The sequence below is a fragment of the Vibrio mediterranei genome (genome assembly GCF_900088415.1).
Classification (GTDB): Bacteria; Pseudomonadota; Gammaproteobacteria; order Enterobacterales; family Vibrionaceae; genus Vibrio; species Vibrio mediterranei.
Genome location: NZ_FLLQ01000006.1, coordinates 79480 through 104320 on the forward strand (window position 1 = coordinate 79480; position 24841 = coordinate 104320).

A 24841-nucleotide genomic window follows, 5' to 3' on the forward strand; every position below is an offset into this window, starting at 1 on the left:
TAGAAGTGTAGATGGCTAAAGTACCGATCTGTTGTAATCGTTAACAATAAATTAATGTCATTAGTTAGAGCAATTTGTTATATGCCGTTTAATATATATTCGAGCTAGTTTTGATAACTAGAAAGCATATCCAACATGTTTGCAGAATTATATGCGACGCAATTCGCATCATGATGTTCAATTACGCTATAGAGCATCGCTTGAGCAACAGACTCTGCGGGGATAGGGGCGTATGATCTAAGCGGGCCGAGCATGAGTGGTGATAGGAAGCTGAATATCTTTTGAACAGCGACTTCGTCTGATCGGATCTGTTTTTCTCTACCTGCGAGTGGTCCAGGTCGAACAAAGACAACTTGGTCGAATCCCATGCCTTCGATACGACGTTCAACGCGCCCTTTGCACTTGAGATAATGGGAAAGAGATCTTGGAGAGGCTCCTAAGCTTGAAACTACCGCAATACGCGTTACACCAATCATCTTCATGGTTTGAGCAACATCACAGACAAGGTCGTAATCTACTTTTTCCAACGCCGCTTTGCTGCCAGCTTGTTTAAGGGTAGTACCGAGACAGATAAATCCAAGAGTAGGGGTAGGCGAGGAGTCTTCCCAGTTTGTAACTCTGAGCGCCCCATCCATTAGTTGGATCGTTTTTGATGCGTGTGTATCTAGAGGCGAGCGACATAGCGCGTAAACCGTTTCAATGTGATCGGTTCGCTCTAACAGTGTGAGCAGTTTGCTTCCCACTAACCCAGATGCGCCAGCGATGATGGCATTGTAACTTGATGACATAAAGAAAAGTCCCACTAACCGATGGTAAGTGGGACTATAGTAAATGTTGAGCTAACGTGCTGTGATAGAAGCGAAATTAATCAATTTCTGCTCGAGTTAGATTTTGTCGTTTAAGTTTATCTCGAAGCGTCTCCATGGCACTTTTTTGTATCTGACGCACTCTTTCTCGGGTGACGCCGACAATTTCTCCCACTTGTTCTAATGTCTTGGGATCATCGTCAAGTAATCCAAAACGGTGATGTAGAATAACGCGTTGTTTGTCAGGTAAACTGTCCACCAAATCAATGAGAGCTTTATTTAGATTCTGGGTCACGATATCTTGTTCTGGAAGCTCAAATACATCGTCATCATCGATGGTTTGCAAGTGATCTTTCTTATCGCCTTCTTCATCCCAGCCATTATCTAGTGATAAGGACTGTTCAGAGAGCTTGAGTAGTTTGCTTACTTCTTCAGGTGCACGGCCTGTACGCTCTGCTATTTCTGAAGACGTAGGCTCATGATTACCTTCTTTGCGAAGCTCATGAGCTGCTTTGCTACATTCGCGTATTTGCTTTGTAACGTGGACGGGAACACGAATGGTTCGGCCTTGGTTCATAATCGCTCGGTCAATCGCTTGCTGAATCCACCAAACTGCATACGTTGAAAAGCGATAACCTAACTCTGGGTCAAACTTATCAACGGCTTGAATGAGTCCTATGTTTCCCTCATTGATTAGATCATAGAAATCAAGCCCTCTGTTTGAATAGCGCTTCGCTGTTCTAATCACTAATCTAAGGTTAGAGTTGATTAAGTGCTGTCGCGCTAATGTATCTCCAGCTCGCGCTTTTCTTGCAATGTGTCTTTCATCTTCGGCGCTAAGAAGATCGTGTCCTGCGACTTCTTTGAAATACGTTGCACCAATATTTAGGGATTCATCTTTGCCTGAAGTTGTATGGCTGCTCTTTTCCTTGACTGCTCTCATATTCATCCCTTCCCAACTGCTTGTAATAAATGTGTCTTTCTTTTTCTGATTATATTGTTCAGCTATGAAATTGGTTTCTCCGTCATAAATTACTATATTTTAAAATCGGAATACAATGTTCATTTAATAAAATGGATACATGGTTACAACATTTATTCTCCGTTCCATTTGTCATTGGTATCCATTTGAGAATAAACATCATTTGTATCAATGTGCTTTGAATGTATGCCGTATCACGGTGGTAAATTAACCTTATGATTAATATGATAAAAATTGTCCACTTTTTTTATCATGTAGAGCAAATTTACCTAACACCCATGATGTTTACCTAACTAAAGTTGATTTTGTTTACAGTTGTATAAATTCCACTCTTCATGGTGTGAAAATTCTTTATTATTGATTGTTTTGTAGATTAATGCTCGATCGTGTGAGAACTTTTCAGTGCAATAAGCCTACTTTTTGGGTAGGAGTTAGTATGATGCATCGTATTACAAATAGCGGCTCAATTGTGTGATATTTAACCCATTTTATATTCCGGTAAGCTATATATTTACCAGCATGTTACAAAGCGCTGCCATTTGTGATGCGTTTTATAAAAATAGAACGATAGTTTAGAAATATGACAAATGTATCAATTTAAGTGTTAAAGGTTGTCGGATTTAATAAGTACATTAGACTTTAGTATAAATAGACAGGTAAAGACCGCCAGAGTCGGGATAATAATATGAATCAAGAATTAAAACAGAAGATAGAAGAGCTTCTTGTGCTTGCGCGGATGCAAGGAGTTTCTATAGTTGGGTTAGTCGATATACCTAACTCAGATAAATGTCACGTATTTAAAACGATTGAGCATGATTGTAAGCAAGGTACGCGCAATTTAGACGATATTATGATGCGCCAAATGTGCGATGGAAAGCCGAGTAATTGTTCTACTTGCCACAAAACTACACCAGTGATCTCAGACGATGGCCTTGCACAACTATTTTCTGAACTTCAGCAGCCGATTGACACTTAGCAAGCCAACTTTCCCTCTAAAATGACGGACACTAAAAAGCCCTCTACAGCATTGTAGGGGGCTTTACTATTTTACTTACAGTTAAGTGATTTGGTCACGTCAGCGATAAAGGGACATTAGAACGTTTCTTGTTACTATTTTGCGGTCCTTTTTTAGACGGAGCTCTTTGATTGGTAAGCATAATTGCCTCCTCACTTTTTTGTTTTTGCTGTTATTTTCAACACCTAGTCCGATTTAACTCAATTCCTTCTTCTCAATGTACGTTTGTTGATACGATCTTGGCAATACAAGGCTGTCCTTCACGTTATGCTTCCAAGATTTGGGTGAGATCTAAAGTTGGTTTGTGATCTCGTAATAAGTACACTAGGTGAACCCTAAGTATAGCTCATAAGCTCTAATGCAAATTTTGACCGTTTTGCAGGGAGTTAGAGTAAGTGGAACCATAAAGAAAGGACGTCATGCTAGCGAATACATTTGATCAATCTATTCAAAACCGAATAGACCAAAAGACCAAGCCATTAGGTGCATTAGGAAAGCTTGAGGGCATCGCTTTCCAGTTAGCAAAGATTCAAAGCCTCTCTTTAGGTTATGTAGCAAATAGTATCGATGTATCAAATCCGCATGTCATCGTATTTGCTGGCGACCATGGTGTGGCCGAGCGAGGAGTGAGCATTGCGCCAAGTGCGGTAACTCAGCAAATGGTGATGAACTTTCTTGCCGGTGGCGCTGCAATTAACTGTTTCTGCCGTGCTAATGCGATAGCTTTCAACGTTGTAGACTGCGGAATGCTTGAGCCAGTTCCAGATAGTTCAGCTACCTTAGTTTTGAGTCGTTTAGGATGTGGAACGGATGATTTCTCCACACATCCTGCAATGACACTAGAACAAGCTGCACAAGGTATCGAAGCGGGACGGAATATCGTCGCATCAAAGATAGAAAGCGGCGCAAACATACTCATGTTTGGCGAAATGGGTATTGGCAATACTAGCTCGGCATCAGCGTTGCTTTCTGCAAGCACCGAACTACCAGTAGCACAAAGTGTAGGGCTTGGGACTGGAATTAATGCCGAGCAACTTGCATTAAAGATGGCATTAGTTCAACAAGGTGTCGATAGAGCGCAGAGCAAATCAGTTATAGAAATCTTATCCGAGCTGGGTGGTTTTGAAATTGTTCATATGGTGGGTGGTTTTCTAGAAGCAGCAAAACGACGCGTTCCAGTATTGGTGGATGGCTTTATCGTTTCCGTTGCAGCGCTTATCGCCGCTAAGTTAGAACCAAGCGTAGAAGATGTTTTACTGTTCTCTCATACCTCTCAAGAAGCAGCGCATCGTTATGTGTTGGAACAATTTAATGCGAAGCCGCTTCTAGACTTGTCGTTAAGATTAGGTGAAGGGACTGGAGCGGCACTTGCGTATCCACTTATTAAATGTGCGGCTGAGTTCTATAACTCAATGGCAAGCTTCGAGAGTGCTGGAGTAACAGTGTGAGTAACGAAACCTCTCGCAGTTGGTGGCGTTATCAATGGCAACTGTTTTGCCTTGCATTGAGTTTTTTTTCACGTTTACCAATACCTAAAAGCACGCCATATTCCACTGAGCGGATGAATCGCTCCGGTCGTTATTTTGCGGTAGTGGGCTTTGTGATAGCGGTACTGTGTGCTCTGGTATTTGTTGCTGTGAGTACTGTGCTTCCTGTCTCTGTCGCCGTCGTTATAACAATGGTGTTTAGTTTGCTATTAACGGGGGCGTTTCATGAAGATGGCCTCGCAGATATGGCAGACGGCATTGGCGGTGGAATGACGGTCGAAAAACGACTGCTTATCATGAAAGATAGCCGACTTGGAACCTATGGCGTCAGCACGCTCGTGATGGTGTTACTGTTAAAGTTTGTCACCCTTGTAGAGCTTGCTAACCACAACCAGTTCATTGCCGCTATTATTCTGGCGTATGTTTTTAGTCGTGCCGTCGCGGCGTCGTTGATATCGACGATGCCGTATGTGTCTGATCCAGAGGGAAGCAAAAGCAAACCGCTAGCTAATCAACAAACACAAAAAGAGCTTATTTTTCTAGCCTTGTGTGCTCTGCTTCCTGCGGTTTATTGGGGGATGCAAATCACTATTACTTTAGTGATTTGGGCATTGTTGTTTCGAATAGGGTTTAAGCGTTGGCTTATGGCGAGACTAGGTGGATTCACAGGTGACTGCCTTGGCGCTGCGCAACAAATTGTGGAGCTGTCGGTTTACCTTATCTTGCTCGCATACACTGTGCCATAGGAGAAGTCTGTGCCAGTAGAATTGATAATAGGCGGTGCTCGCTCAGGCAAATCAAGCTTTGCAGAACATAGAGTGTCGGAATTAATTGACGCTAGCGAGGGGCTTACCAAGCATTATGTAGCAACTTCTGAGCCGATTGATAACGAAATGCGCGCTCGTATTGAACATCACCGTCGCCAACGTGGACTTGGCTGGCGAGAGTGGGAGTGCCCATTGACACTGGCGAAGCAATTATCGACCTTCTCATCGTCGGATGTCGTACTTATTGACTGCCTCACGTTGTGGCTGAACAACCACATTTTCCATTTGGGTGACGACTGTGATGATCTGGGTTTAATGAAGGAAATTGAAACCTTAGTCAAGGCCTTAGCACAATGTGATGCGCATGTAATTGTCGTGTCGAACGAGGTTGGCTTAGGGGTTGTGCCTATGGGCGAAGTGTCTCGCCTTTTTGTGGATAATGGCGGGCGTATGAACCAACAAATCGCAAAGATTGCAGAGAAAGTTGTGTTTGTCGCCGCTGGTTTACCGTTAGTTTTGAAGTAACTGCGGAGCGGAGTAACAAGGGAAGGTAATGCAGAACATTTTACTGATGCGTCACGGCAAAGTATCGGCGCCTCCAGCTTTATACGGCGTAACCGATGTTGAAGTTGCTAAGAATACCAACCTGGACATTGTCTCAGCTTTGGCCGCCACACAAATTGATATTCAAAACATCTACTCTTCTCCTTTAAAGCGCTGTGCCACGCTAGCGCAAATGGTAAGTCAAACGATGAATATCGATGTAGCGCACGTCGATGAATTGGCTGAAATGAACTTTGGCACCTTTGATGGTGTCCCATTTGATAAGATGAGCAAACAAGATTGGTTGAGCGTCGAGCCGTTTTGGAGTGACCCGGTGAACCATCCTCTTCCACAAGCCGAGTCACTGAGTCAATTTAGAGCTCGTGTTCTTCACGGTTGGCACAGCCTTCTTGCGTTACTTAGTCAGCCCAATAAAACAACATTGGTAGTTGTTCATGGTGGTGTAATTCGATTGATTTTAGCCGAAGTTCTTGGTTTAGATTGGGCCAATCCAAAGCTCTACTCAACGCTTGATATTGGCAATGCCTCTATCACCCATTTACAGTTTAATTCCGAGTTCCCTGCGCATGCAAAAGTGAAAACGGTTGGGGCCTCTCTACATTCTTTTAAGTTATAACAGTGAGTTACGGTAGCTGTGCCTCTTCGAAGGCTGTCAGCACCGTTAACTAGGTCTCGTGGAATCAATGATGTTTAGGTTTCGCGAAACACTAATACAAGGAAATATCGCAATGAACAAAGCCGTTTGGGATCTATCAATAGCTTATCAAAACCTTGATGATCCAAAAGTAGAGCAAGACATTGCTTTGATTCAACGTTCTATTGAATTGTTGAACAGCCATAGTGGTGAACGTCAAAACGTGTCAGCGATGCAAAATGCGATTCAAACCATGGAGGCGGCTGGTACTTTGTTGGCTACCGTAAATACCTTGGCAAATTGCTATGCCTCTACAGATGCGAAAAATACACAAGCCAAACAGTTAATTGGACGTATTGCTCAGCTCAACTCAGAGCTGGAGCAGGCGTTTACGCCGTATGAAAATACCCTAGCGTTGGCGGAAGTGTCATTCATAGAACAAGTTTTAAATCATGATAATCCTTCAGTCTCCGGGCAAGGTTTTCAAATTGAGTTATTGCAGCGCAAAGCCGAAACTCAGCTGAGCATTGAGGAAGAGCAACTGCTTTCAGCGATGCAAGTGGACGGACGCGATGCATGGGGCAGGTTATACGATAATATTACTGGCTCACTGACCATTGATATCAAAACGGATTCCGGCTCTGAAACCGTAGGATTTTCAACAGCGGCGAGTCTCTTGTATGGTGGTGAATTTGCTAAGCAGCAAGCTGCTTGGGAAGGCATTCAATCAGCCATGAAAGCCAATGAAACGTCGTTTGCTGCCATCGTGAATGCCTTAGCCGGTTGGCGACACAATGAAGGTAAAAAGCGTTCAAAAGCGAAGCAAGAACATTTCTTAGACTCTAGCTTGCGCGAGAATCGTATTCAACGAGAAACACTGGATGCGATGATGTCTGCTGCTAATGAGAGTAAAGCAATAGGTCAGAAAGCGGGAAGATTAATGGCTCGCGTTCATGGACTTGATGCGATGACACCTTGGAACCACCTTGCTGCGATGCCACCATTAAACAGTGGCGAAGCACAAGTCTATTCTTTTGAAGAAGGCATCGCTGTCATTAAAGCCGCATTCGAACAGGTCGACCCGTCCATGGCGGAGTTTGTTCAAACCATGGTTGATAATGGTTGGATTGATGCGGAGCCGTCAAACAACCGCCGTTTAGGTGCGTATTGTACCAAGCTTGCTGCGACACGCACGCCATTGGTCTTCATGACTTGGGGTGGTAGCCGCTCAGATTTGCTAACGTTAGCCCACGAGCTAGGACATGCTTTTCACAACTGGGTGATGCGTGACTTGCCTTTGTGTCGTACTCATTACCCGATGACTTTGGCAGAAACGGCCTCTATTTTTGCTGAAAATATCGTTCGAGATTACTTGTTAGATCAAGCGCAAACCACGGAAGAGAAGCTAGAAATGCTGTGGGAGGAGTTATCTTCTGCCTACGCTCTGACCATCAATATTCCAGTGCGCTATGAGTTTGAAAAAGCCTTCTATGAAGCCCGAGAAACAAGTGAGTTGGACGCTAGGCAACTGTGCGAACTTATGTCGACAACATGGAATGATTGGTATGGTGATTCCATGTCAGGAACCGATCCATATTTCTGGGCGAGCAAGCTGCATTTCAGCATCTCTGAACTGAGTTTCTACAACTATCCATATTTATTTGGTTATCTATTTAGCCAGGGTGTTTATGCACAGCGTACAACCAAAGGAGAGGCATTCTTCCCTGACTATGTTTCCTTGTTACGAGATACAGGGTCTTATTTAGCTGAAGAGGTTGTGTTGAAGCACATGGGTAAAGACCTCACTCAAGCCTCATTTTGGAATGAAGGAATGGCTAAGTTGGCGTTGAAAGTGGATGAATTTGAATCTTTGCTTGATAGCCTAGAAAGTTAAGAAAGCCTGAAACGTATGTGGTGATAGAGTAGTTATGTCACCACATGCGTAGTGCTCAACATTGATTTTTCGGTAAAATAGGTGTTTTGCCTTAAAGTTACGAGACTTACTTCGATAAACGCGATCATATCCGTATAAATTTATTGAATGTTTCATTACCATACCGCTGTTAGATAGGGAGCAGCGCATGACGAAATCGCTTTTTCGCCAGTCATTTCTGAAAGATACATTGGAAACCGAAACTGAGTTCACTGCAAAATCGCTGAACACTCCAGATGGAGTGAAAATGGAACTGAGTTATCGTGGGGTACTAGAAGTTACCCCAAAACATCTAGATAAAGACAGTAAACACATCATAATTTCATGTGGCATCCACGGTGACGAAACAGCGCCGATGGAACTGGTCAGCAAAATGGTGGAAGACATAGAATCGGGCTTTTTGAAGCTGAATGCTCGTTGTCTGTTTATCATTGCTCATCCAGAGGCTACCAACCGACATACGCGTTTTATTGATGAGAATCTAAATCGATTATTCGGTAGTAAAGAACATGCGGTAAATCGTGAGGTGGCGATTGCTAAGCACTTGAGATTGTTAGTCGACAAATTTTATCAAGGAACAGAAGAGGTAAGTCGCTGGCACTTGGATTTGCACTGTGCGATTCGTGAATCAAAACACTACTCTTTTGTCGTTAGCCCTCGCTCTCGACATGCGGTAAGAAGCAAGGCTCTGTTTGATTACGTCGCGAGCGCGCATATGGATGCGGTGCTGTTATCCAATGCGCCGTCGAGCACGTTTAGTTGGTTCTCCGCCGAGAACTATGGCGCGCAAGCGTTAACAATGGAGCTTGGGCGTGTAGCGCGAATTGGCGAAAACGATCTGGAAAAATTGCTTGCGTTTGATATTGCTACTCGAGATCTATTGTCTGAAGAAACACCAGAGCATTTAGCGAAGCAGCCAGTCATTTATCGTGTGTCACGCACTGTGGTTCGTCACCACGATGATTTTGGCTTCTTGTTTGACGATGATGTCGAGAACTTCACAGAGTTTAAACACGGTGAAGTCTTTGGCCATGACGGTGATAAACCATTAATGGCAAAGAACGATCATGAAGCCATTGTTTTTCCGAACCGCAAAGTGGTGGTTGGGCAACGTGCTGCCTTGATGGTGGTTAAAGTGGCAACCCGCTATGAGGATGACCAACTGGTCTACGATTGATCGAAAAACAGTGGCGTTCTGCATCGCCGCTGTTATGCTTCTCAAATGGAATTCAATCAGTTACTGAATCAAAACCAAAGACGCTGGCGCAAATTGATTATTGCGATGACTGGCGTCTTAGTTATTTTCGCGTTACTCCACCTATCGGTTGGAGAGCTTTTTATTAATCCGTTCTCACCTCAGACCGCACTTGAGTCTCGTCTTCTCTATGATTTGCGTTTACCAAGACTGCTTGCTGCCGCTGCCATTGGAGCTGCGCTCGCGCTCTCTGGTGCTTCACTGCAAGTGTTGTTAGGTAATGTACTCGCAGAACCTGGTGTCCTTGGTATTTCAGGCGGTGCCAGTCTAGGGATGGTGATCATTTTGTTTGCTTTTCCCGCAGCTGCGACGCCACTGGGTTTTATGTTATCCGGGGTGGTTGGGGCACTTGGCTTCACCTTGATATTGGTGAGTATGGCCAAAACCATGAGATTGACAACAACTCGACTGCTGTTAGTTGGTGTCGCACTTGGAATTCTATCTAGCGCTGTGGTGACTTGGGCGTTCTACTTCAGTGACGAGCTTAGTCTTCGCCAGTTAATGTACTGGTTGATGGGAAGCGTCGGTGGGGTAAGTTGGTATCAGCATGTTCTCACGGTGTTAATGATTCCAATAGGCATCTGGCTATGCCTTCAAGGTAAGGTTTTGGATAAGTTGATGGTAGGCGAAGTGCACGCTAAGCAATTGGGTGTGGATGTAAACCGCGTCCGTTGGCAACTCATCCTTTGTGTATCGCTGTTGGTAGGTGGCTCGGTTGCTTTAGGTGGTGTGATTAGCTTCGTTGGATTAGTTGTCCCGCATCTACTTCGTTTGGCTTTCGGCACTGAAAACCGTTATTTGTTGCCATTGTCTGCGGTAACGGGAGCAACATTGTTGGTGATCTCTGACATACTTGCGCGACTAGTACTGGATTCTGCTGAGCTACCCGTTGGAGTGATGACCACGACAATAGGAGCGCCGATCTTTATTTGGATGCTGGTGAAGAGTCATGATTCAAGTTCATAACCTAACTATTGGCACTAGGTTACTGCCATTGACGATCGATATCCCAACGGGACAACTAACGCATGTTATTGGTCCGAACGGTAGTGGCAAAAGCACTTTACTAGCAGCTTTGGCTGGTGTGATTGACTACCAAGGTGACATTGTTATTGAAGGTACTGTGCTGTCGACCTTATCTCTTCCAGATATTGCATTAACGCGAGCCTATCTCAGTCAATCCGCTCGCCCAGCGTTCAATATGCCTGTTTACCAGTTTCTTTCGTTATCCATTCCTGCAAATTGCAGAGATGACAGCGAAGAGGTAAATCGAGCTATTTTATCTATTGTCGAACTGCTTAATCTGGATACCATGTTGAGTCGTACCGTCCATCATTTATCTGGTGGGGAGTGGCAGCGAGTGCGGTTAGCGGCTTGTTGTCTTCAAGTTTGGAAACCTATCAACCCATTAGCCAAATATCTAATTCTGGACGAACCAGCGGCTCCACTTGATATTGGCCAGGAAAAATACCTTCATAGACTCATAGATCTTGTCACTGGGCAGGGTACAACTGTCGTTGTGGCGAATCACGATCTTAACGTGACTTTGAGAAGGGCGGACAATGTTGTGCTATTAAGCAATGGTGTACTCGAAGCGGTAGGGAGTAGCCAGCATGTTCTGACAGTTGAGAACATCAACTCGGTTTACAGGACCAATGTGCAAAAGCTCGAACATAACGGCAGAGCCTATCTTATTTTTGAAGATTAATGATGCCGTTAATGGAATGACCAGGGCATTTGGACAAACAGCCTCATCGTCGTAATAGGTTAGCTTTGTTCAGCTAACCTATGCTTAGCTTAATGATTGAACTGAAGGATTAACATTAGTGGTTGAGAGCCACGAAAATCGCAATAACAGACAAAATGGATGGAATTGCGATCCCAATAATCATCACTTTCAATTTCATCCAGTATAATCTTGATTCATATCTCCGCGTTTGCTCCAGTAGATACAAAAGCCGATCTAACTTCATATCTTCATCACCAAAATAGGCAGCGAGTTCTTCGTCATAACGTAAGCTCATTGTTGGTTCTCCTATTGGTGATTAGTGACCGAATGTCATAGTTAAGAAGTTAGGGTTGTCATATTTACCGTATTTTTTGACCAGAGCTTCGGTTTGAGGATTCATCCCGATGACTTCAACTTGATTACCAAGTTTGGAAAAACGTAAAACCACTCTATCTAAGGCATCAACCGCGGTAATATCCCAAAAGTGAGCATCTGATAAATCGATTGTGACCACAGGGTGCTCATTGTCATAACTAAACATATCAACGAAGTCGTAGGCTGATGCAAAGAAAATCTGCCCATGAACCTTATGAGTAATATGCTCCCCATCAACAATAACTTCGTCGACCACATCCATGATAGAGATACTGGCATTGGCGTAAAATACGGAAGCCAAAAGTACGCCAACTAGCACGCCGATGGCGAGATTATGTGTCATAACCACGGATACCACCGTTGCTAGCATGATGACATTGGATTGGAGTGGGTGATGTTTTATCTCGACCAGCGATTTCCAAGAGAAGGTGGAGATGGAAACCATAATCATCACAGCGACAAGTGCAGCCATTGGGATTTGCTTTAAGAAGTCGCCAAGAAAAACTACCATTACCAGCAATGCTACGCCGGCAAATAAGGTGGACAGTCGAGTTCTTCCTCCTGATTTCATGTTAACCATAGACTGACCAATCATGGCACAACCAGCCATGCCGCCCAGTAATCCTGCAACAATATTAGCAACACCTTGACCTTTGCACTCTTTGTTCTTATCACTGGTTGAATCGGTGTAATCATCAATGATGGTCGCCGTCATTAGTGACTCCAACACGCCAACAACTGCTAAGGCAAGTGAATAAGGGAAGATGATTTGCAGCGTTTCTAAATTGAATGGAATATCAGGTAAAAGGAAGACTGGTAAAGTATTAGGCAGTTCACCCATATCACCAACGGTTCTGACGTCAAAACCCAGGTAGGTACTGATTAGGGTAATCGCGACAATACACACTAAAGGAGAGGGTAACGCCTTGCCAATTTTAGGGATTAAAGGAAGCAAATAAATGATGCCTAATCCTGCTAGTGTTAGTGCGTACACGTGCCATGTCACATCGGTCAACTCAGGCAATTGTGCCATGAAGATCAAAATGGCTAGCGCATTGATAAACCCAGTAATGATCGATTTGGCGATAAATCGCATCAGATTGCCCAGTTTAAGCCAACCGATTACATATTGAATCACTCCGGTTAACAGGGTTGCTGCCAAAAGGTAATCCAATCCGTGGTTTTTAACCAAAGAGGTCATCAATAAAGCCATGGCTCCAGTAGCCGCTGAGACCATGCCAGGTCTTGCGCCAGTAAAAGCAATGACGACACAGATACTAAACGAGGCATACAAGCCTACTTTAGGATCTAATCCTGCAATAATCGAAAAGGCAATAGCCTCTGGAATCAATGCTAGGGCAACAACAATACCTGCTAAGAGATCGTTGCTGATGTTACTAAACCACTCTTCTTTACTAAAAACTGCCATATAAATGAGTTCTGTCCTAATTATCAAATTGTAAAAAGCCAACTTCGTTTCGCGCGAGCGCAAGTACGAATTTGTCGTTTAGAACCTAAGTTCTTTTTGTTTCGGCTGTCGCCGAGCGTTCATTTTTGGGATTTTGTAGTCACAACCAGATATCTGGGACGATACCTAATCGCAGTGAGTAATCGTGTAATTACTTACATGCCGTGACCAATGCTGTGTTGACCTCAAGAAGGCAAAGATGCCTCAATCAGTCTGCGTATAGCTGTGACGCTTGGGAGAGCGCCGACAAGAGTTATTCGATAGCACTAAGGTATTAAACTAGCGCCAGTTTTTATAAACTTGCATTAGGTTTTTTGCCTTGGTATCGAATGGCTGGCATTGTACGCTCATCTCGTTATGTGCATAGATGCTCAATCATAACTTGCAGTTTTGATAGGTAGAAATAAAGCGAAGGAGTGAATGATTCTAAGGGAAACAAAAATGGCTATCACAAGGATAGCCATTTTAAAGCAAGTCGCTCGGTCTATACCAAAGGAGTTAGATCTGCTGGGCGGTAATAGACGGATTTAAGTACTTTGCCTTTACGAATTGTTTTTGCTTCAGAAACGAAATCTTCAGCACATTTTGCGATGATGTATTCGCCTTTTTGAACGGCCATTAGGGCAATGCCTTGCTTCGCGTAGTGCGCTTCAGTTTCCGCATACTCTTGCTCGTTGCGGCATACTTTGCTCATGTTACTAGAGTGGATTTCATCCCAGCATTTGATGAAGTCGATATCGCGGTTGGCTGCTACATGCAGTAGAAGCTCAATAAGGTAACTGATAGCCACGTTATCTTCTACTTTGCTGTCGCCAAGGTGCACTAAGCGACCCATTAAGACATAAACAGAATCGATGATCGCGTCCGCTTGTTCGACTTTGCTGTCAGCTTCCGCCAACTCAGTCATTTCTTCGATAGCAAGAGAGCTATGCAAAGTATCCGCTGCATCATCTAGAGAATTAGGGTCATTTACTGGTAGGTCAAATGTAGTACGGAACTCAGTGATATCACGATAAAGGTGATCGAAAATCTCTTGGGTAAGTTTGGTTAATTTCATCGATTTCTGTCTTTTGGTATAGGTTTTACGATCCTATCAAACACCATGGCTTTTCGCTAGCAATGCGATATATGCGTCTTGTAGATATAAGTGTGATTGATTTATCACTATTGCTAATTTGTGTGTACACTTTGTTCACGATCTAATCACTGTAAGATTGAATAAGATCATGATTGTTATTAGAATTATTTCGACCTCCAAAACAAGCTGTGAATTTCGACTAATCGGTGTCATGTATACGAGAACGGGTTGGTCTACAGTTTCAGAAAGTACACGTACTTTTTGGAAAACGTCGTTTCGGAATTAGGGTCCCGAGTCGTCGTACTTAAAGGCCACCTTTCGAGGTGGCCTTTTAACATTTTGTACGCAATAGAGCAGTAAAACGGGTGTTACCTAGACACAACAGGTTTGCGTTGAAAATGTCATCTGCCACTAGGCAGTTCCGTATAGAAGTCATCGAAGTTGCCCCACAGTTCTAGTAACTGATACACCTCTCTTTGAGTAATAAACTTACTATTCAAATGATCTTTGTCATCTAAAAGCACGAGGTAGTGAGGCGTGACTTGGTTTGCTGTTGATATGGCATTCCATTGGGCGAGAATACTCTCGGAGCAAGCGTTAGAAAAAGTGGCAAGTTCGATGCCTGTTTCTCCAACAGTATTGTAGATAGTTAGAGATAAACTCATATTAAAATGCTGAATGAATAGAGTCTTAAGGATGGCTGTAGTGTATCAGTAGGCATGAATACTACAAAGCAAAGACTTGTCAGAATTGTATGGCATTTATACGTGGAAAAGTTCGCCCACTAAACTAACAGCATAGTGGGCAGACTAATCACTTCGTTGACTCTACTTGAGCCGTAGTTTGGGCTGCGTTGTCATGTCCCATTTGATCCATGATGTCGTAGGTCACAAAATAGGTGACAAGCAGAATCAAAGGGATAAATTTAATCCAAGGTTTCATGGTAGTAGTCTCATCAAATCAATTAAGGTGAAACTACCACTGAGTTAACGGTTTCGATATGACTAAAATCGCAATGTAAGGTTGACTTGAGCAGAGCTTGAATTTGATCAGTGACCAAATAGATATGGGAACAATTGTTTTCTTTCCGATTCATTTAGGGCGCTGACGCGATCAATATTATTATCTGGGATCGCTTCCGGATTCGGGTAGTGCTTTAGCACTCGCTCCATACTTTCTTCTCGAATAAGGTGGAAGATAGGGTAGGGAGAACGATTGGTCAGATTTTCTGGGTCTTCTGGCTCTGCACCACCAAAGCAGTAATCTGGGTGGAATGTCGCGACTTGGTAAATACCTTCCCAATCATTTTGTTTGATAAGTGCTTCGACCCAATCAATAAAGAAGTTATAGTCCATAAAGTCTTCAAGCATATTCGGAACTACAACCAACGTGGTCTCGAGATCACTCACTTCGGTTTGCTCCAATAACATCAGTTCGCCCAGAATATCTTCTAAAAGACCTTCTTCATTATCGGCCAGACTAACAAAGGTTTTGATTTGCTTGTTTCTTTCAGGTTTAGCGGCAAAAGGGCAAAGGTTTAAACCAATAACCACATCTTTCAACCACTGTTGAACTTGCTGCTCGATCTTTACTACTTCTTCACGTAAGGGTCTAATTTCTTTCATATATATTCGTAATCAACACATTGTTGCTATTCAGTTGCTTAAGCCGAGACATCAAGAATCCTACAGCTGAAGTTAGATGATGCTCGCATCTATTTGGTTAAAGCGTCAGTTCGCCACATGCTAATGCAGTTGAGGCGGATTTGAAACTCTTTTGGATCACTGTCAATCATAGTCAATGCTTTAAGAAAGCTCTAAGTTCCTCAATAAACGTTCTGACTTTTCGAGGTGTATTAACTCGTTCTCGATAGAGTGCGTACACTGCCCGGTTTTGTAATTGGTAGTGGCTGAGCACTTCGATGAGTTTGCCATCACTGATTTCTTTTTTAGCCAACTGTCTTGGGAGCATAGCGACACCAAAGTGGTTGAGTAGTGCCGCTTTAATGGCTTGAACACTATTGACCGAGATCGAAGGCGAAACCTCAATATCGTGCTCTTCCACGCCCTTGCGAAAACGCCATAGAGAATAGTTTTTAAGATTTGGGTCTTCAACTACCCGATGAGACAATAAGTCTGTTGGATGTAGAATCGGCTCATGATTTTGCAAATATTGTGGTGACACGCAGACAATGCATTGGTTTTCAGTGAGTTTCGTAGCAACAAGATCTAGGTCTTGTTTGACTAAGTTACCTGAGCGGATGGCGACGTCATAGCCTTGCGAAGATATGTCGTTTACTCCGTCATCAAGGAGTAGGTTAACTTTAACTTCTGGATACCTAGTACAAAATTCGCAGATGAATGGCATTAACATGATCTCGGTAAGACCATTCGGTGCGAGAACGTTCAGCGTACCCGACATTGCAACGCTATCGTGCCTAATGCTGTCGTTCAGCGTATCCAACTTAGTCACTAAAATATTTGACTCAAGGTAGTAGTGTTTACCTGCATCAGTTAAAGACAGTGTTTTCGTTGAACGATTCATTAACCGCGTACCTAGATGATTTTCTAGATCTCGAATGTTCCTGCTAACCAGTGATTTGGATACGCCTAATTGCTTTGAAGCACCAGTGAAGCTGCCTTCTTCAACGGTACTGATAAACGAGCGCATAAGTGTAAGTAGATTCATGATTCTTCTTATTGTGTACTAATTGTTGACATCCTATCCACCTTTTAAAGTCTATTCAAATCTATCGATGTTAATAAAATAACAATAAAAACAAAGGTAAAATAAAGGAGAGTAAAGATGACAAGTAAACAAGTTCAAACAATTAAAGACTATTTTGAATTTTGTGTTGATGGAAAGGCAACAGAGCGTGTGGGTGAATATTTTGCGGCTGATGCCTTGATCCATAGACCGGATTGCGGAACAACATTACGGGGGCTTGAAGAATTTGAAGCTAAGCTCAAATCTTGCGTTACTGAACGGTACGAAAGTGTGAAAACAACGTTTCAAAGAGTCATCGAGACTGAGGGCGAAATAGTCGTGGCGTTAACGCATAAGGCTGAAAATTCAAACACGTGGATGGGTTTTGATGTGTCAGGAAAAGATGTGACATGGACTAGCCTTACCTATTTCCGTTTCAATAATGAAGGCAAAATAATCGAAGAGATTGTTGAACGAAACGAACTTAGTATGGCTAACCAATTGGGCTTACACCTAGATATCACCAAAGAGCGTAATTAACACTTACAGCATAGAATTCGAAGTATTTCTTTGAGTCAACAAAGTAGAAAGCCATCTTGTATAAGATGGCTTTTATCGTTAATCGGATTTTCTTTCTACCTCCGCAGGACAAGACTTCGCCAGTGGGACTTCAACGACGTAGTCACGACCGTTGTCATCGTAATGGCAAATACGATGATCACCATTCTTAAACTCATAGTCGTACTTGACTGTGTAAGCGAAGGCTAGCGGAGCAGCTAGTGATAGCGCTAGAAATAGCAGTTTTTTCATAGGTACTTCCTCCTTGTTTGTCTTTGTTTGATTGACACTTGTAATCGCTTAAAAACAAAAAATCCTTAAGTGAGTAATTCCATGAGAGTGAGAAACGCTGGAGCTATCAAAAGAAGAAAGCAGAGCCACATCATCGCAATGGCCAGACGCTCAACACAGTCAGTAGTGCAGACCTTGAGTAGGGTCTTTGTGAGCGGGTGGTCTAAAAACTTAACTATACGCGCCATATCAACAAGCATTGAGCAAGTAATACGTTGTCGTTGCGACAGCGCAGGCAGAAAATAAAAGTAGGATGAGAGCGAGCGTTTCTTTATCCATCTTCTTATGCCGCTACTGACTAAAAAGTAGCGCTTTTGAGAAAAAACGAGTGAAACCGCATTTATCGCAACAGAGATGTACATATTCAATGTTGCCCATCGTCACCGTATAGATAGTATCTGGTAGAGCCGAAATATTGGAATAGCGACTATTGAACTTTGGTGTTCGCCAATATTCAGAGCCACATTGAGAACAGACAGACTCAACCTTCTTTTCTTTCAAACGGTCATATAGTTCGTTTATTGTTAGTGTGTTCATAGCTAATACCTAAATGTGCTTTTGAGAGAAAAGTAAGATAGTAGATCTCGCATTAGCCAATTGTTAACTAAGCATAACGAGAAAAAAGAGAATACTTGAATATTGTTATTGGTCATGTTTGGTTTCTTTATTATTGATGTTCATAGGTCTTTTGCACATTTAACATCTTTCAAGGTTCTTATAGTCGGTTCCATTACTGGGGCTCGCATTTTGCGAAAGACCTTGCGATGTTTAATTATCTCAGTGATAGATTGGTGTTGAGAGACATTCCCGGTATAGATGACCTTAATGTCATGACACATGAACCAACCACCAATAAAATCACCACTTAACCTTGTCAACAGCTTATGCGACGAGGCTTTCTTACTCCGTCCCACATGCCCTCCAAACGACATCAAATCACCGTTAGATACGACACACCAATACACTTTACTCACTTTTCTGTTTATGAATAGCGTCCCGTCGGGGAAAAGAGGTGAGGCGTTCTCGCCCAATAAGTTCTCTATATCAGGGTTGGTTAGAATTTGGAAAGGTTTGCGTTGTGCAGTTGCGCGTCCCATTGTTTACCTCTCATAAAATCTTTGTTTTATGTTAATTTTGATTATACAGGCTGACATGGTTTGTTGATTAATTAAGTGCTTTTACTGTTATTGTGATTATATTATTAAACGACTTTTAACTTATGTGGAGAACAGTTTTTATGGTCCTTGTTATACATGATATTTAATTAATCGGTCTTGTGGTTTTGCATTTTAAAAAGAGCCCTCTAACAATTTTTCATGGAAGTTTGTTAGAGGGCTAATACACGGATTCGTGTAGAATGTTAGCATTAATATTAACGGTGTAGTTCGTTAATAACTCTGTGAGTTGTTGGATAGCCACAAAGTAAATAAACCTTAAACAATTAGTTAAGGTTTGTAACGAGAAAAGTTATTAACGTTATTTGTTACTTACATTAATATTGATTACCGTTGGTTAGTAGGTGCTCAACGGTAAGGGAAAGTTTAGTAGAGGATTTAACGAGAGTCTGCGACAAGTACCGTAGTTTGCTCTGCTCGCTCTAGCTTGGCAAGTTTCCAACATAATGCAAACAGGGCGATGTATAAGACTAATCCACCTTCAACCACAGAAGTCCATTTACCGTGTTGCCAACAGTACAGTAAGAAGAAACCACCAATACTTCCGCCTACGTAATAATGCACAAGATAAAGTGCGGTAGCCGTGGCTTTGGCGGTGGTCGCTTTTTGACTTACCCATGCGTACGCCAATGTATGTGTAAAAAACGCGCCGCCGCTAATGAGAAGCAGTCCAACCAACATAGCAGGAATGCTCTCTATTATTGCGACTAGCATACCGAGTAAACTTAGAGTAGTGCCTAGCACCATTCCAATAATTGGCGAGAAATGAGCGCGCCATTTGCCGGTCCATTTTGAAGAAACCGTTCCTGCTAGATAGCAAAGGAATATCAGCGCAGATAACGTGACTGGTAAATTATGTGGATCCGCCACCAATCTAAACCCCATCACAGAGTAGAGATTAACGAAGAGCGCAAAGTTAATACCGCCGATGATCATTGCAACCCAAACTATCGGTGTAGAAAGCCAAACTATCGGTGTAGAAAGATGAGTTAACAGGGCTCGGTTGTGGTGAAAGAAAAGGCCACGCGTCGGTTTGAAATGTTGCTGCTTCGGTAATAGCAAGGCGACAATGATGACGCAAACTAATGTAAAACTGGAGATAATTAGCACCGCGGTATGCCAATCAAAGTAACCTGTGAGTATTCCGCCAGCCACACGCCCGGCAATACCACCTAGTGAGTTGGCGGCGATATAGCCGCCGATAGCTCGCGTAAAAGCTTCGCTGGATAACTCCTCTACCATATAAGCGACGGCTACTGAGGCAAATGCTGCTAAGGATACTCCCATACAAGCTCGCAGAAACACGAGTGTTGATAAGTTTTCGGTTAACAACATCAGATAACCGATAACAGGAATCGCAAATAAACCTGCGAGCATTACGAACCGTCGGCCCAAGCTCTCTGAAGTAATAGCCCAAGGCACTAAACATACTGACAGACCTAGCGTTGAAGCAGCGAACACCCAGTTTATTTCAGTTTCTGAGACTGAAAAGTGTATAGCGAGCTGCGGTAGGATTGGTTGGAAGATATATAGATTACAAAACACCAAAAAGGAGCCGAGGGCTAATGCCCAAGTTATCTGTTGGTATTGTTTCGTATGCAGCTCTATCACAACCTGATTCTCTATAACTAAACGATGCTTATGTGACCAAGTTAGCACTCCAATTTGGATTAATGAAATATATTAAAGCTATAACTTCGATATATTTTATTAATATGGATATTAAACAACTAAAGCACTTTCTTGCCGTCGCAGAACACCAAAACTTTACCCGAGCAGCCCAAGCGGTGGCCATTGCTCAGCCAGCACTGAGCATTTCTATCAAGAAGTTTGAGCAGCAGCTCGGTGTACAGCTTTTTTCTCGCGTCGATAAACAAGTTATGTTGACACAGGAAGGTCGAGTGTTATTGCCTCACGCTCAGAAGGTTCTGCGCCAAATTGATGATGCCAGCCTAGCCATTGATGAGATGAAAGGGTTATTAAAGGGCGAAGTTCGTTTGGGGACACCAAGTATGATGGGGTCCTATTTTTTTCCAGAAATAGTCATGGCATTTAAGAGTGCCTATCCCAATCTCAAGATGACGGTCATCGAGGCAGGGACACAAGACATCAGAAAGATGTTACTCCATGGGGATATAGACCTAGGTGTAATTCGCAATACGGACGTGCCCGATGATTTAGAAGTCGACCAAATCTTTCGCTCTGAAATGGTCGCAGTAGTCAGTCAAAACCACCCATTTGCAAATAAACAATCATTAGATTTTGACGAGTTTTTCGATGAAGAACTGGTGATGTTTAAACCCGGATATTTCCACCGCGACTTTATTGATGAGGAGTGTGAACGCCGCAATATCGAAGCTAAGTTTTCGTTTGAAACTAATCTTCTCCCAATGATTTTATCTATAGTAAAACGTGAGTTTGCTATTACGGCATTATTAGAATTAGTCACTGGGCACGAACCAGAACTTAAGGGGTTGTCGTTTGATCCGCCAGTATTCGTTGACCTTGCTCTGGCGTGGCGTAAAGATGGGTATTTATCGCGCGCTGATAGGACTTTTATAGACTTTGTTAAGAAGCATCTTTGATGCAAGTGCTAGATGCAGGTAGCCGAGTGAGCACTTGTCCGATAGACGTTGCGGAATAAACCGAATGGCTTATGTCTTGTTGTCTAATGGTTACCATACCAATCAAAGCCATATTCGTACCTATTTGGACATAAATAGGTGTGCCAGAAAACACCTGAGTCATATCACTGCATTGACTTATGGTCATGTCGCTCAGAATAGACGAGTCAACAAAACAGGTTTCAATGGCAAGTGCTGCACGAGCTTGATCATAAACCAATAATTGAATCGGCTCGTTTTCCCACTGAATGGCAGAGGTGTCGACAAGAGCAGCGATATCCTGGTGACAGCCTAACTGAGAACCGACTTCCAGAATGGCCCAGTCATCTCGCGCCGTCATCTTTTCGACGTTCTGGTGGTCGGTCTTTACTGAAGTCGCGTGAGCAAAGTCATAACGTTCATCTTGGCCAAATAGCGCGGTTAGCCGAATATCTCTGAGTGGATAGAAGCTGCGAGAGGTATAATCGTAGATACAATGAGCCGGTGTGATTAACGTTTGGTTGGCAATTTGGGTGGCGAAACAAGTGTGTATCGGCGAAGGCTGACTGCCAATATGAACTAAATACAGTCGTTGATTGATGATCCTCGCTTCATCCAAGACTTCTAGACTGTCCCCATAACTGAAAGCGGTAACGAATCCAATTAAAAATACCCACCAATTGTTCATACTATACTGCCTCCCGACATTGATAGAGGCAGTATAGGAAATGATACATTAATTGCTTTTGTACATACGTTCGAAATTCTTTGGGTTCCAACCAACCATATATTGGTCACCAATTTTCAGTACAGGAAGAGAACGAGCTCCAATCGCATCTAACTCTTTGCGACCACGCTGCATCTTTGCATTGGTCAGGCGGTATTTATAACCCTTGCTGTCCAAATAACGCTGAGCATCTTTACAGTGAGGGCATTTGTCTGAGACATACAGTACTAATCGTTTCACAAGGATTCTCTTTTGGTAAAAACAGCCGCCTATAGTACGGTTCTTCGTTGGTTTGTAAAGTTCGACCGTTACGCAAACATCCAGTTCTTAAACTTATCGTACGTAGTTAAATGTGCATCGCTTCCTTTAAGCGCACCTAACAACATCGCTGACACGGCAGGATCCTGGCTGGTAAAGACAAAGCCCCGTGATTTTTTGATAACTCTGATATTGAGTCCGGCGTCCTTTTTCAGCCTATCGATATATCGGCGGCTTTTGTTAAAGTCCGATTGAAGCATGACACTATCTAGAGGCGAGATCATCTGTACAAACCGGTAGGGGTGAGACAGATATCCACTAGCCATTAGGATCGAAGCAAGGATTGGCGAGGAGAGAAGGGAGGCTCTAAGCCATACTGGAATGATGTGATATTCACCACTTTGCGCTCCTTTTACCCACTCTTGTGAGGAAAGGTTTTGTGTAGCTAAGTGCTGTCGTCGAGTTTGAATATCCTTCCACATGGTCTTAGCATCGGTCAGAGCGGTTTTGATTCTTCTCATCTCAAAGAACTTAATGATTTCGCCAAATATCTTCGACAAAATTCCGGCTAATGCACCGACAAACTTGGGACCAGCAGGATTTACTGACGCTGACGCAATCTGTGCTCCAATAATTGCAGCCGACCCCACTGACTCGCCAATGCCTTCAACAATACGTTGGCCTTGTGCTTTGGTAAGTGCCGAGCAGATGTCTTGGGCAGGAGACTTCAACAATGTCACTCCGCAGCCAAGACGCCAGTTATAGATCATATCAGCGGTTTGAGTAACCGCTTTTGTGACCCCCTTGACGACCCCAGCGATTTTGGATTCACTTGAGTGCTTTTTGATTAAGTTGAATAAATTCTTTGCGACTTTCTCGACTAGCCAGCTACAAAAGCGCTTGAGTAGCATATCACCAGCGGGACCGAACAGAATATCTTGGATTTTATCGCACATCTTCTTCAGAATTTCTTTTATTTTCTGCAGGATAGTTTTGTGCTCTTTCACTTTTGGTGTGTCGCTCTTGGATTTCTTTTTGGATTTACTAAGAGAGGATAGCGTTGTTTTTGCTTTGTCATAGTAAGTGACTCGCTGTAGCTTATACTTGTCGCCTTCTTCTCCAGGGGCTGCATTAGCTGATACTTCAACAGTACTTAACAAGCCTTTGATTTTGCGTTCGAGGAAATTTGTATCTTCTAACCCGACACTTTCGACGTCTCTAAACTCGAGTTTGGCTAGGACATAAACGCCAGCGTGATAAGCATCCGTGGCTTCTAGTTTTTGTGCGTTGCCGATAGGACTGAGGTTTTTTGCGACCATGCGTGTTCTCAAGTTGTCAAAGGTAACTTACAACATAGTCAATAATTGATGGGTTCGCTAATAAATTGCTTTTATTGGAGTTTTAAGAAGAGAGGTAGGGAAAGTTGCACTGCCTGAAAACCAATAAATCGGGCAGTGCAATGAAGACTATCGGTTGGCTAGTCGCGTTACACGATGCTGTTTTACTGCCATGATCATTTGTGGAATCAGTGAGGTAATGATCATGCCCATCATCAGAAGGTATTGACTATGAGTGAACGACTCACCGAGTAGCATTAGACCACACACAATGCCTGCTATTGGGTTTGCGATACCACCGAAAGTGAAATCTACTACTGTCATCCGCTGTAACAGCCATACGTACATGCCGTAACTTAGTGCGGTATTGAGACCAACGACCCAACTTAAACCAAACAGGTTTCGACCATCAAAGTTCTCGATGACCGAGACATAAGTTTCCGGTGCAATTGCGGCGTGAAAGCCAGAAGCAATCGCTAAGATTGCGCCGCCTAAGATTAGCTGCCAAGTTAATATTGTCCACCAGTGAATTCTAGTGCCCAATGACTTAGTGATACTACTACCCGCGACAATACACATAATCGCTGCAAGCATTGCGCCTAAACCTATTGGGTTAAGGCTGATCGAACCTGGCGAAAACAAGAAAAATGCCAGTGATACCAGTGCTAGACCACTTAATGCTTGTGACCAGCTCGGACGGTGTTTTTTTACCAGCCATTGATATAACATTGCGAAAACAGGCACCGAAACCATACCTACGCCAGAAATGGCAGACGGCAAGGTTTGCGCCATCACAAATATCAAACCAAAGAAGGTGGCGATGTTGATAAGACCAAGTGTTAGTAATACTTGCCATTCACCTTTTTTAGGTAAAGTCGGCTTAACCAGCAGTAGTAATAAACCTGCTGGTAGCGCTCGCAGAGCCCCTAACAAAATCGGCGGCCAGTCTGGTAGCGTAAATTTGGTTACGGCATAAGTTGTACCCCAGAAAAAGGCGGGGATCATTGCCAAAAGTATGTTCATCTAATTTATCTTTACGTTAAGATATTTGCGCACACTCTAACGACAAATTGGCTGCCTGTAAAGTATCTTT

At 43.1% G+C, this 24841-nt stretch carries 28 protein-coding genes; 11 read left to right on the forward strand and 17 right to left on the reverse strand.

From position 1 onward, the window contains the following. Positions 1–104 precede the first annotated feature (104 nt). Both VME0621_RS17300 and VME0621_RS17305 read right to left on the reverse strand, forming a co-directional pair. Positions 105–788 carry an NAD(P)H-binding protein gene (locus tag VME0621_RS17300; RefSeq protein WP_062460069.1) on the reverse strand — a complete coding sequence of 228 codons (684 nt, stop codon included), beginning with the start codon at positions 786–788 and terminating at the stop codon, positions 105–107. Between the two features lie 76 nt (positions 789–864). Then, on the reverse strand, positions 865–1749 hold the full coding sequence (locus VME0621_RS17305) for a sigma-70 family RNA polymerase sigma factor (protein ID WP_038222111.1): 885 nt from the start codon (positions 1747–1749) through the stop codon (positions 865–867). 724 nt (positions 1750–2473) lie between these two features. Between VME0621_RS17305 and VME0621_RS17310 the strand changes: the two genes are divergently transcribed. From VME0621_RS17310 to btuD, 9 genes are all read left to right on the forward strand, one after another. After that, on the forward strand, positions 2474–2764 hold the full coding sequence (locus VME0621_RS17310) for a hypothetical protein (protein WP_062460071.1): 291 nt from the start codon (positions 2474–2476) through the stop codon (positions 2762–2764). Between the two features lie 458 nt (positions 2765–3222). Beyond that, positions 3223–4251 (forward strand): nicotinate-nucleotide--dimethylbenzimidazole phosphoribosyltransferase, encoded by a 1029-nt coding sequence (cobT, locus tag VME0621_RS17315; RefSeq protein WP_062460073.1) that lies wholly within the window; start codon positions 3223–3225, stop codon positions 4249–4251. Then, on the forward strand, positions 4248–5036 hold the full coding sequence (locus tag VME0621_RS17320) for an adenosylcobinamide-GDP ribazoletransferase (RefSeq protein WP_062460075.1): 789 nt from the start codon (positions 4248–4250) through the stop codon (positions 5034–5036). Before cobT ends, VME0621_RS17320 begins: the two co-directional genes overlap by 4 nt. 9 nt (positions 5037–5045) lie before the next feature. Next, positions 5046–5582 carry a bifunctional adenosylcobinamide kinase/adenosylcobinamide-phosphate guanylyltransferase gene (gene cobU, locus VME0621_RS17325; RefSeq protein ID WP_062460077.1) on the forward strand — a complete coding sequence of 179 codons (537 nt, stop codon included), beginning with the start codon at positions 5046–5048 and terminating at the stop codon, positions 5580–5582. A gap of 28 nt (positions 5583–5610) precedes the next feature. Beyond that, complete coding sequence (locus VME0621_RS17330) at positions 5611–6237, forward strand: histidine phosphatase family protein (protein WP_062460079.1); 627 nt, start codon at positions 5611–5613, stop codon at positions 6235–6237. 112 nt (positions 6238–6349) lie between these two features. Continuing rightward, positions 6350–8149: a M3 family oligoendopeptidase gene (locus VME0621_RS17335; RefSeq protein WP_062460080.1), complete on the forward strand. Its 1800-nt coding sequence runs from the start codon at positions 6350–6352 to the stop codon at positions 8147–8149. Between the two features lie 187 nt (positions 8150–8336). After that, positions 8337–9365: a succinylglutamate desuccinylase gene (locus tag VME0621_RS17340; RefSeq protein ID WP_062460082.1), complete on the forward strand. Its 1029-nt coding sequence runs from the start codon at positions 8337–8339 to the stop codon at positions 9363–9365. Between the two features lie 45 nt (positions 9366–9410). Continuing rightward, on the forward strand, positions 9411–10409 hold the full coding sequence (btuC, locus tag VME0621_RS17345) for a vitamin B12 ABC transporter permease BtuC (protein WP_006070574.1): 999 nt from the start codon (positions 9411–9413) through the stop codon (positions 10407–10409). Then, complete coding sequence (btuD, locus tag VME0621_RS17350) at positions 10393–11151, forward strand: vitamin B12 ABC transporter ATP-binding protein BtuD (RefSeq protein WP_062460084.1); 759 nt, start codon at positions 10393–10395, stop codon at positions 11149–11151. Before btuC ends, btuD begins: the two co-directional genes overlap by 17 nt. A 115-nt stretch (positions 11152–11266) precedes the next feature. Here btuD and VME0621_RS17355 read toward each other — a convergent pair whose 3' ends face one another. The 7 genes from VME0621_RS17355 to VME0621_RS17380 all read right to left on the reverse strand — a co-directional run bounded on the left by VME0621_RS17355 (position 11267) and on the right by VME0621_RS17380 (position 16781). After that, positions 11267–11467, reverse strand: a complete 201-nt coding sequence (locus tag VME0621_RS17355) for a hypothetical protein (protein WP_062460086.1) — start codon at positions 11465–11467, stop codon at positions 11267–11269. A 21-nt stretch (positions 11468–11488) separates the two neighbouring features. Then, the gene (locus tag VME0621_RS17360; RefSeq protein ID WP_062460088.1) at positions 11489–12976 is read right to left on the reverse strand and encodes a SulP family inorganic anion transporter; all 1488 of its coding nucleotides are present in this window, start codon (positions 12974–12976) and stop codon (positions 11489–11491) included. A 523-nt stretch (positions 12977–13499) separates the two neighbouring features. Beyond that, positions 13500–14072: a nucleoside triphosphate pyrophosphohydrolase family protein gene (locus VME0621_RS17365; RefSeq protein ID WP_062460090.1), complete on the reverse strand. Its 573-nt coding sequence runs from the start codon at positions 14070–14072 to the stop codon at positions 13500–13502. A gap of 422 nt (positions 14073–14494) precedes the next feature. Next, entirely contained in the window at positions 14495–14758 is a 264-nt protein-coding gene (locus tag VME0621_RS17370; protein WP_062460092.1) for a hypothetical protein, read from the reverse strand. Positions 14759–14906: 148 nt separating this feature from the next. Beyond that, the gene (locus tag VME0621_RS27005; RefSeq protein WP_256200718.1) at positions 14907–15035 is read right to left on the reverse strand and encodes a hypothetical protein; all 129 of its coding nucleotides are present in this window, start codon (positions 15033–15035) and stop codon (positions 14907–14909) included. A 107-nt stretch (positions 15036–15142) separates the two neighbouring features. Next, positions 15143–15718: a DUF1415 domain-containing protein gene (locus VME0621_RS17375; protein WP_062460093.1), complete on the reverse strand. Its 576-nt coding sequence runs from the start codon at positions 15716–15718 to the stop codon at positions 15143–15145. A gap of 172 nt (positions 15719–15890) precedes the next feature. Continuing rightward, entirely contained in the window at positions 15891–16781 is an 891-nt protein-coding gene (locus VME0621_RS17380) for a LysR family transcriptional regulator (RefSeq protein ID WP_062460095.1), read from the reverse strand. 117 nt (positions 16782–16898) lie between these two features. Here VME0621_RS17380 and VME0621_RS17385 point away from each other — a divergent pair, with 117 nt between their 5' ends. Further along, positions 16899–17339: an ester cyclase gene (locus VME0621_RS17385; RefSeq protein ID WP_062460097.1), complete on the forward strand. Its 441-nt coding sequence runs from the start codon at positions 16899–16901 to the stop codon at positions 17337–17339. A gap of 78 nt (positions 17340–17417) precedes the next feature. Here the strand turns inward: VME0621_RS17385 and VME0621_RS17390 are convergent, their stop codons facing one another. The 4 genes from VME0621_RS17390 to VME0621_RS17400 all read right to left on the reverse strand — a co-directional run bounded on the left by VME0621_RS17390 (position 17418) and on the right by VME0621_RS17400 (position 20434). Then, complete coding sequence (locus VME0621_RS17390) at positions 17418–17609, reverse strand: hypothetical protein (RefSeq protein WP_006070584.1); 192 nt, start codon at positions 17607–17609, stop codon at positions 17418–17420. Between the two features lie 330 nt (positions 17610–17939). Beyond that, positions 17940–18185, reverse strand: a complete 246-nt coding sequence (locus VME0621_RS26675) for a hypothetical protein (RefSeq protein WP_106008732.1) — start codon at positions 18183–18185, stop codon at positions 17940–17942. Positions 18186–18325: 140 nt separating this feature from the next. After that, positions 18326–18745 (reverse strand): hypothetical protein, encoded by a 420-nt coding sequence (locus tag VME0621_RS17395; RefSeq protein ID WP_062460099.1) that lies wholly within the window; start codon positions 18743–18745, stop codon positions 18326–18328. Between the two features lie 456 nt (positions 18746–19201). After that, positions 19202–20434: an MFS transporter gene (locus VME0621_RS17400; protein ID WP_065311719.1), complete on the reverse strand. Its 1233-nt coding sequence runs from the start codon at positions 20432–20434 to the stop codon at positions 19202–19204. A 104-nt stretch (positions 20435–20538) separates the two neighbouring features. On the opposite strand from VME0621_RS17400, the gene VME0621_RS17405 reads away from it, so the two are divergent. Further along, positions 20539–21408 carry a LysR family transcriptional regulator gene (locus tag VME0621_RS17405; RefSeq protein ID WP_062460266.1) on the forward strand — a complete coding sequence of 290 codons (870 nt, stop codon included), beginning with the start codon at positions 20539–20541 and terminating at the stop codon, positions 21406–21408. Here VME0621_RS17405 and VME0621_RS17410 read toward each other — a convergent pair. The 4 genes from VME0621_RS17410 to VME0621_RS17425 all read right to left on the reverse strand — a co-directional run bounded on the left by VME0621_RS17410 (position 21392) and on the right by VME0621_RS17425 (position 24771). Beyond that, a complete protein-coding gene (locus VME0621_RS17410) occupies positions 21392–22114 on the reverse strand; it encodes a hypothetical protein (RefSeq protein ID WP_062460103.1) in 723 nt (240 codons plus the stop codon). The genes VME0621_RS17405 and VME0621_RS17410 overlap by 17 nt on opposite strands. Positions 22115–22162: 48 nt before the next feature. Then, entirely contained in the window at positions 22163–22393 is a 231-nt protein-coding gene (locus VME0621_RS17415; protein WP_006070589.1) for a glutaredoxin family protein, read from the reverse strand. Between the two features lie 68 nt (positions 22394–22461). Further along, complete coding sequence (locus VME0621_RS17420) at positions 22462–23730, reverse strand: hypothetical protein (protein WP_062460105.1); 1269 nt, start codon at positions 23728–23730, stop codon at positions 22462–22464. A gap of 147 nt (positions 23731–23877) precedes the next feature. Beyond that, positions 23878–24771, reverse strand: coding sequence for a DMT family transporter (locus VME0621_RS17425; RefSeq protein WP_006070591.1), 894 nt, complete (start codon positions 24769–24771; stop codon positions 23878–23880). Positions 24772–24841 lie beyond the last annotated feature (70 nt).

Bases quoted from the DNA above. Each gene is read 5' to 3' on its own strand.
- VME0621_RS17375 (WP_062460093.1), bottom strand. From the start codon at position 15,718: ATGAAAGAAATTAGACCCTTACGTGAAGAAGTAGTAAAGATCGAGCAG.
- VME0621_RS17335 (WP_062460080.1), top strand. From the start codon at position 6,350: ATGAACAAAGCCGTTTGGGATCTATCAATAGCTTATCAAAACCTTGAT.
- VME0621_RS17355 (WP_062460086.1), bottom strand. From the start codon at position 11,467: ATGAGCTTACGTTATGACGAAGAACTCGCTGCCTATTTTGGTGATGAA.
- VME0621_RS17410 (WP_062460103.1), bottom strand. From the start codon at position 22,114: ATGAACAATTGGTGGGTATTTTTAATTGGATTCGTTACCGCTTTCAGT.
- VME0621_RS27005 (WP_256200718.1), bottom strand. From the start codon at position 15,035: ATGAAACCTTGGATTAAATTTATCCCTTTGATTCTGCTTGTCACCTAT.
- VME0621_RS17405 (WP_062460266.1), top strand. From the start codon at position 20,539: ATGGATATTAAACAACTAAAGCACTTTCTTGCCGTCGCAGAACACCAA.
- VME0621_RS17360 (WP_062460088.1), bottom strand. From the start codon at position 12,976: ATGGCAGTTTTTAGTAAAGAAGAGTGGTTTAGTAACATCAGCAACGAT.
- VME0621_RS17370 (WP_062460092.1), bottom strand. From the start codon at position 14,758: ATGAGTTTATCTCTAACTATCTACAATACTGTTGGAGAAACAGGCATC.
- VME0621_RS17385 (WP_062460097.1), top strand. From the start codon at position 16,899: ATGACAAGTAAACAAGTTCAAACAATTAAAGACTATTTTGAATTTTGT.
- VME0621_RS17340 (WP_062460082.1), top strand. From the start codon at position 8,337: ATGACGAAATCGCTTTTTCGCCAGTCATTTCTGAAAGATACATTGGAA.
- VME0621_RS17365 (WP_062460090.1), bottom strand. From the start codon at position 14,072: ATGAAATTAACCAAACTTACCCAAGAGATTTTCGATCACCTTTATCGT.
- VME0621_RS17305 (WP_038222111.1), bottom strand. From the start codon at position 1,749: ATGAGAGCAGTCAAGGAAAAGAGCAGCCATACAACTTCAGGCAAAGAT.
- VME0621_RS17425 (WP_006070591.1), bottom strand. From the start codon at position 24,771: ATGAACATACTTTTGGCAATGATCCCCGCCTTTTTCTGGGGTACAACT.
- VME0621_RS17330 (WP_062460079.1), top strand. From the start codon at position 5,611: ATGCAGAACATTTTACTGATGCGTCACGGCAAAGTATCGGCGCCTCCA.
- VME0621_RS17310 (WP_062460071.1), top strand. From the start codon at position 2,474: ATGAATCAAGAATTAAAACAGAAGATAGAAGAGCTTCTTGTGCTTGCG.
- VME0621_RS17420 (WP_062460105.1), bottom strand. From the start codon at position 23,730: ATGGTCGCAAAAAACCTCAGTCCTATCGGCAACGCACAAAAACTAGAA.
- btuC (WP_006070574.1), top strand. From the start codon at position 9,411: ATGGAATTCAATCAGTTACTGAATCAAAACCAAAGACGCTGGCGCAAA.
- VME0621_RS17390 (WP_006070584.1), bottom strand. From the start codon at position 17,609: ATGAAAAAACTGCTATTTCTAGCGCTATCACTAGCTGCTCCGCTAGCC.
- VME0621_RS17380 (WP_062460095.1), bottom strand. From the start codon at position 16,781: ATGAATCTACTTACACTTATGCGCTCGTTTATCAGTACCGTTGAAGAA.
- VME0621_RS17395 (WP_062460099.1), bottom strand. From the start codon at position 18,745: ATGGGACGCGCAACTGCACAACGCAAACCTTTCCAAATTCTAACCAAC.
- VME0621_RS26675 (WP_106008732.1), bottom strand. From the start codon at position 18,185: ATGAACACACTAACAATAAACGAACTATATGACCGTTTGAAAGAAAAG.
- btuD (WP_062460084.1), top strand. From the start codon at position 10,393: ATGATTCAAGTTCATAACCTAACTATTGGCACTAGGTTACTGCCATTG.
- cobT (WP_062460073.1), top strand. From the start codon at position 3,223: ATGCTAGCGAATACATTTGATCAATCTATTCAAAACCGAATAGACCAA.
- VME0621_RS17300 (WP_062460069.1), bottom strand. From the start codon at position 788: ATGTCATCAAGTTACAATGCCATCATCGCTGGCGCATCTGGGTTAGTG.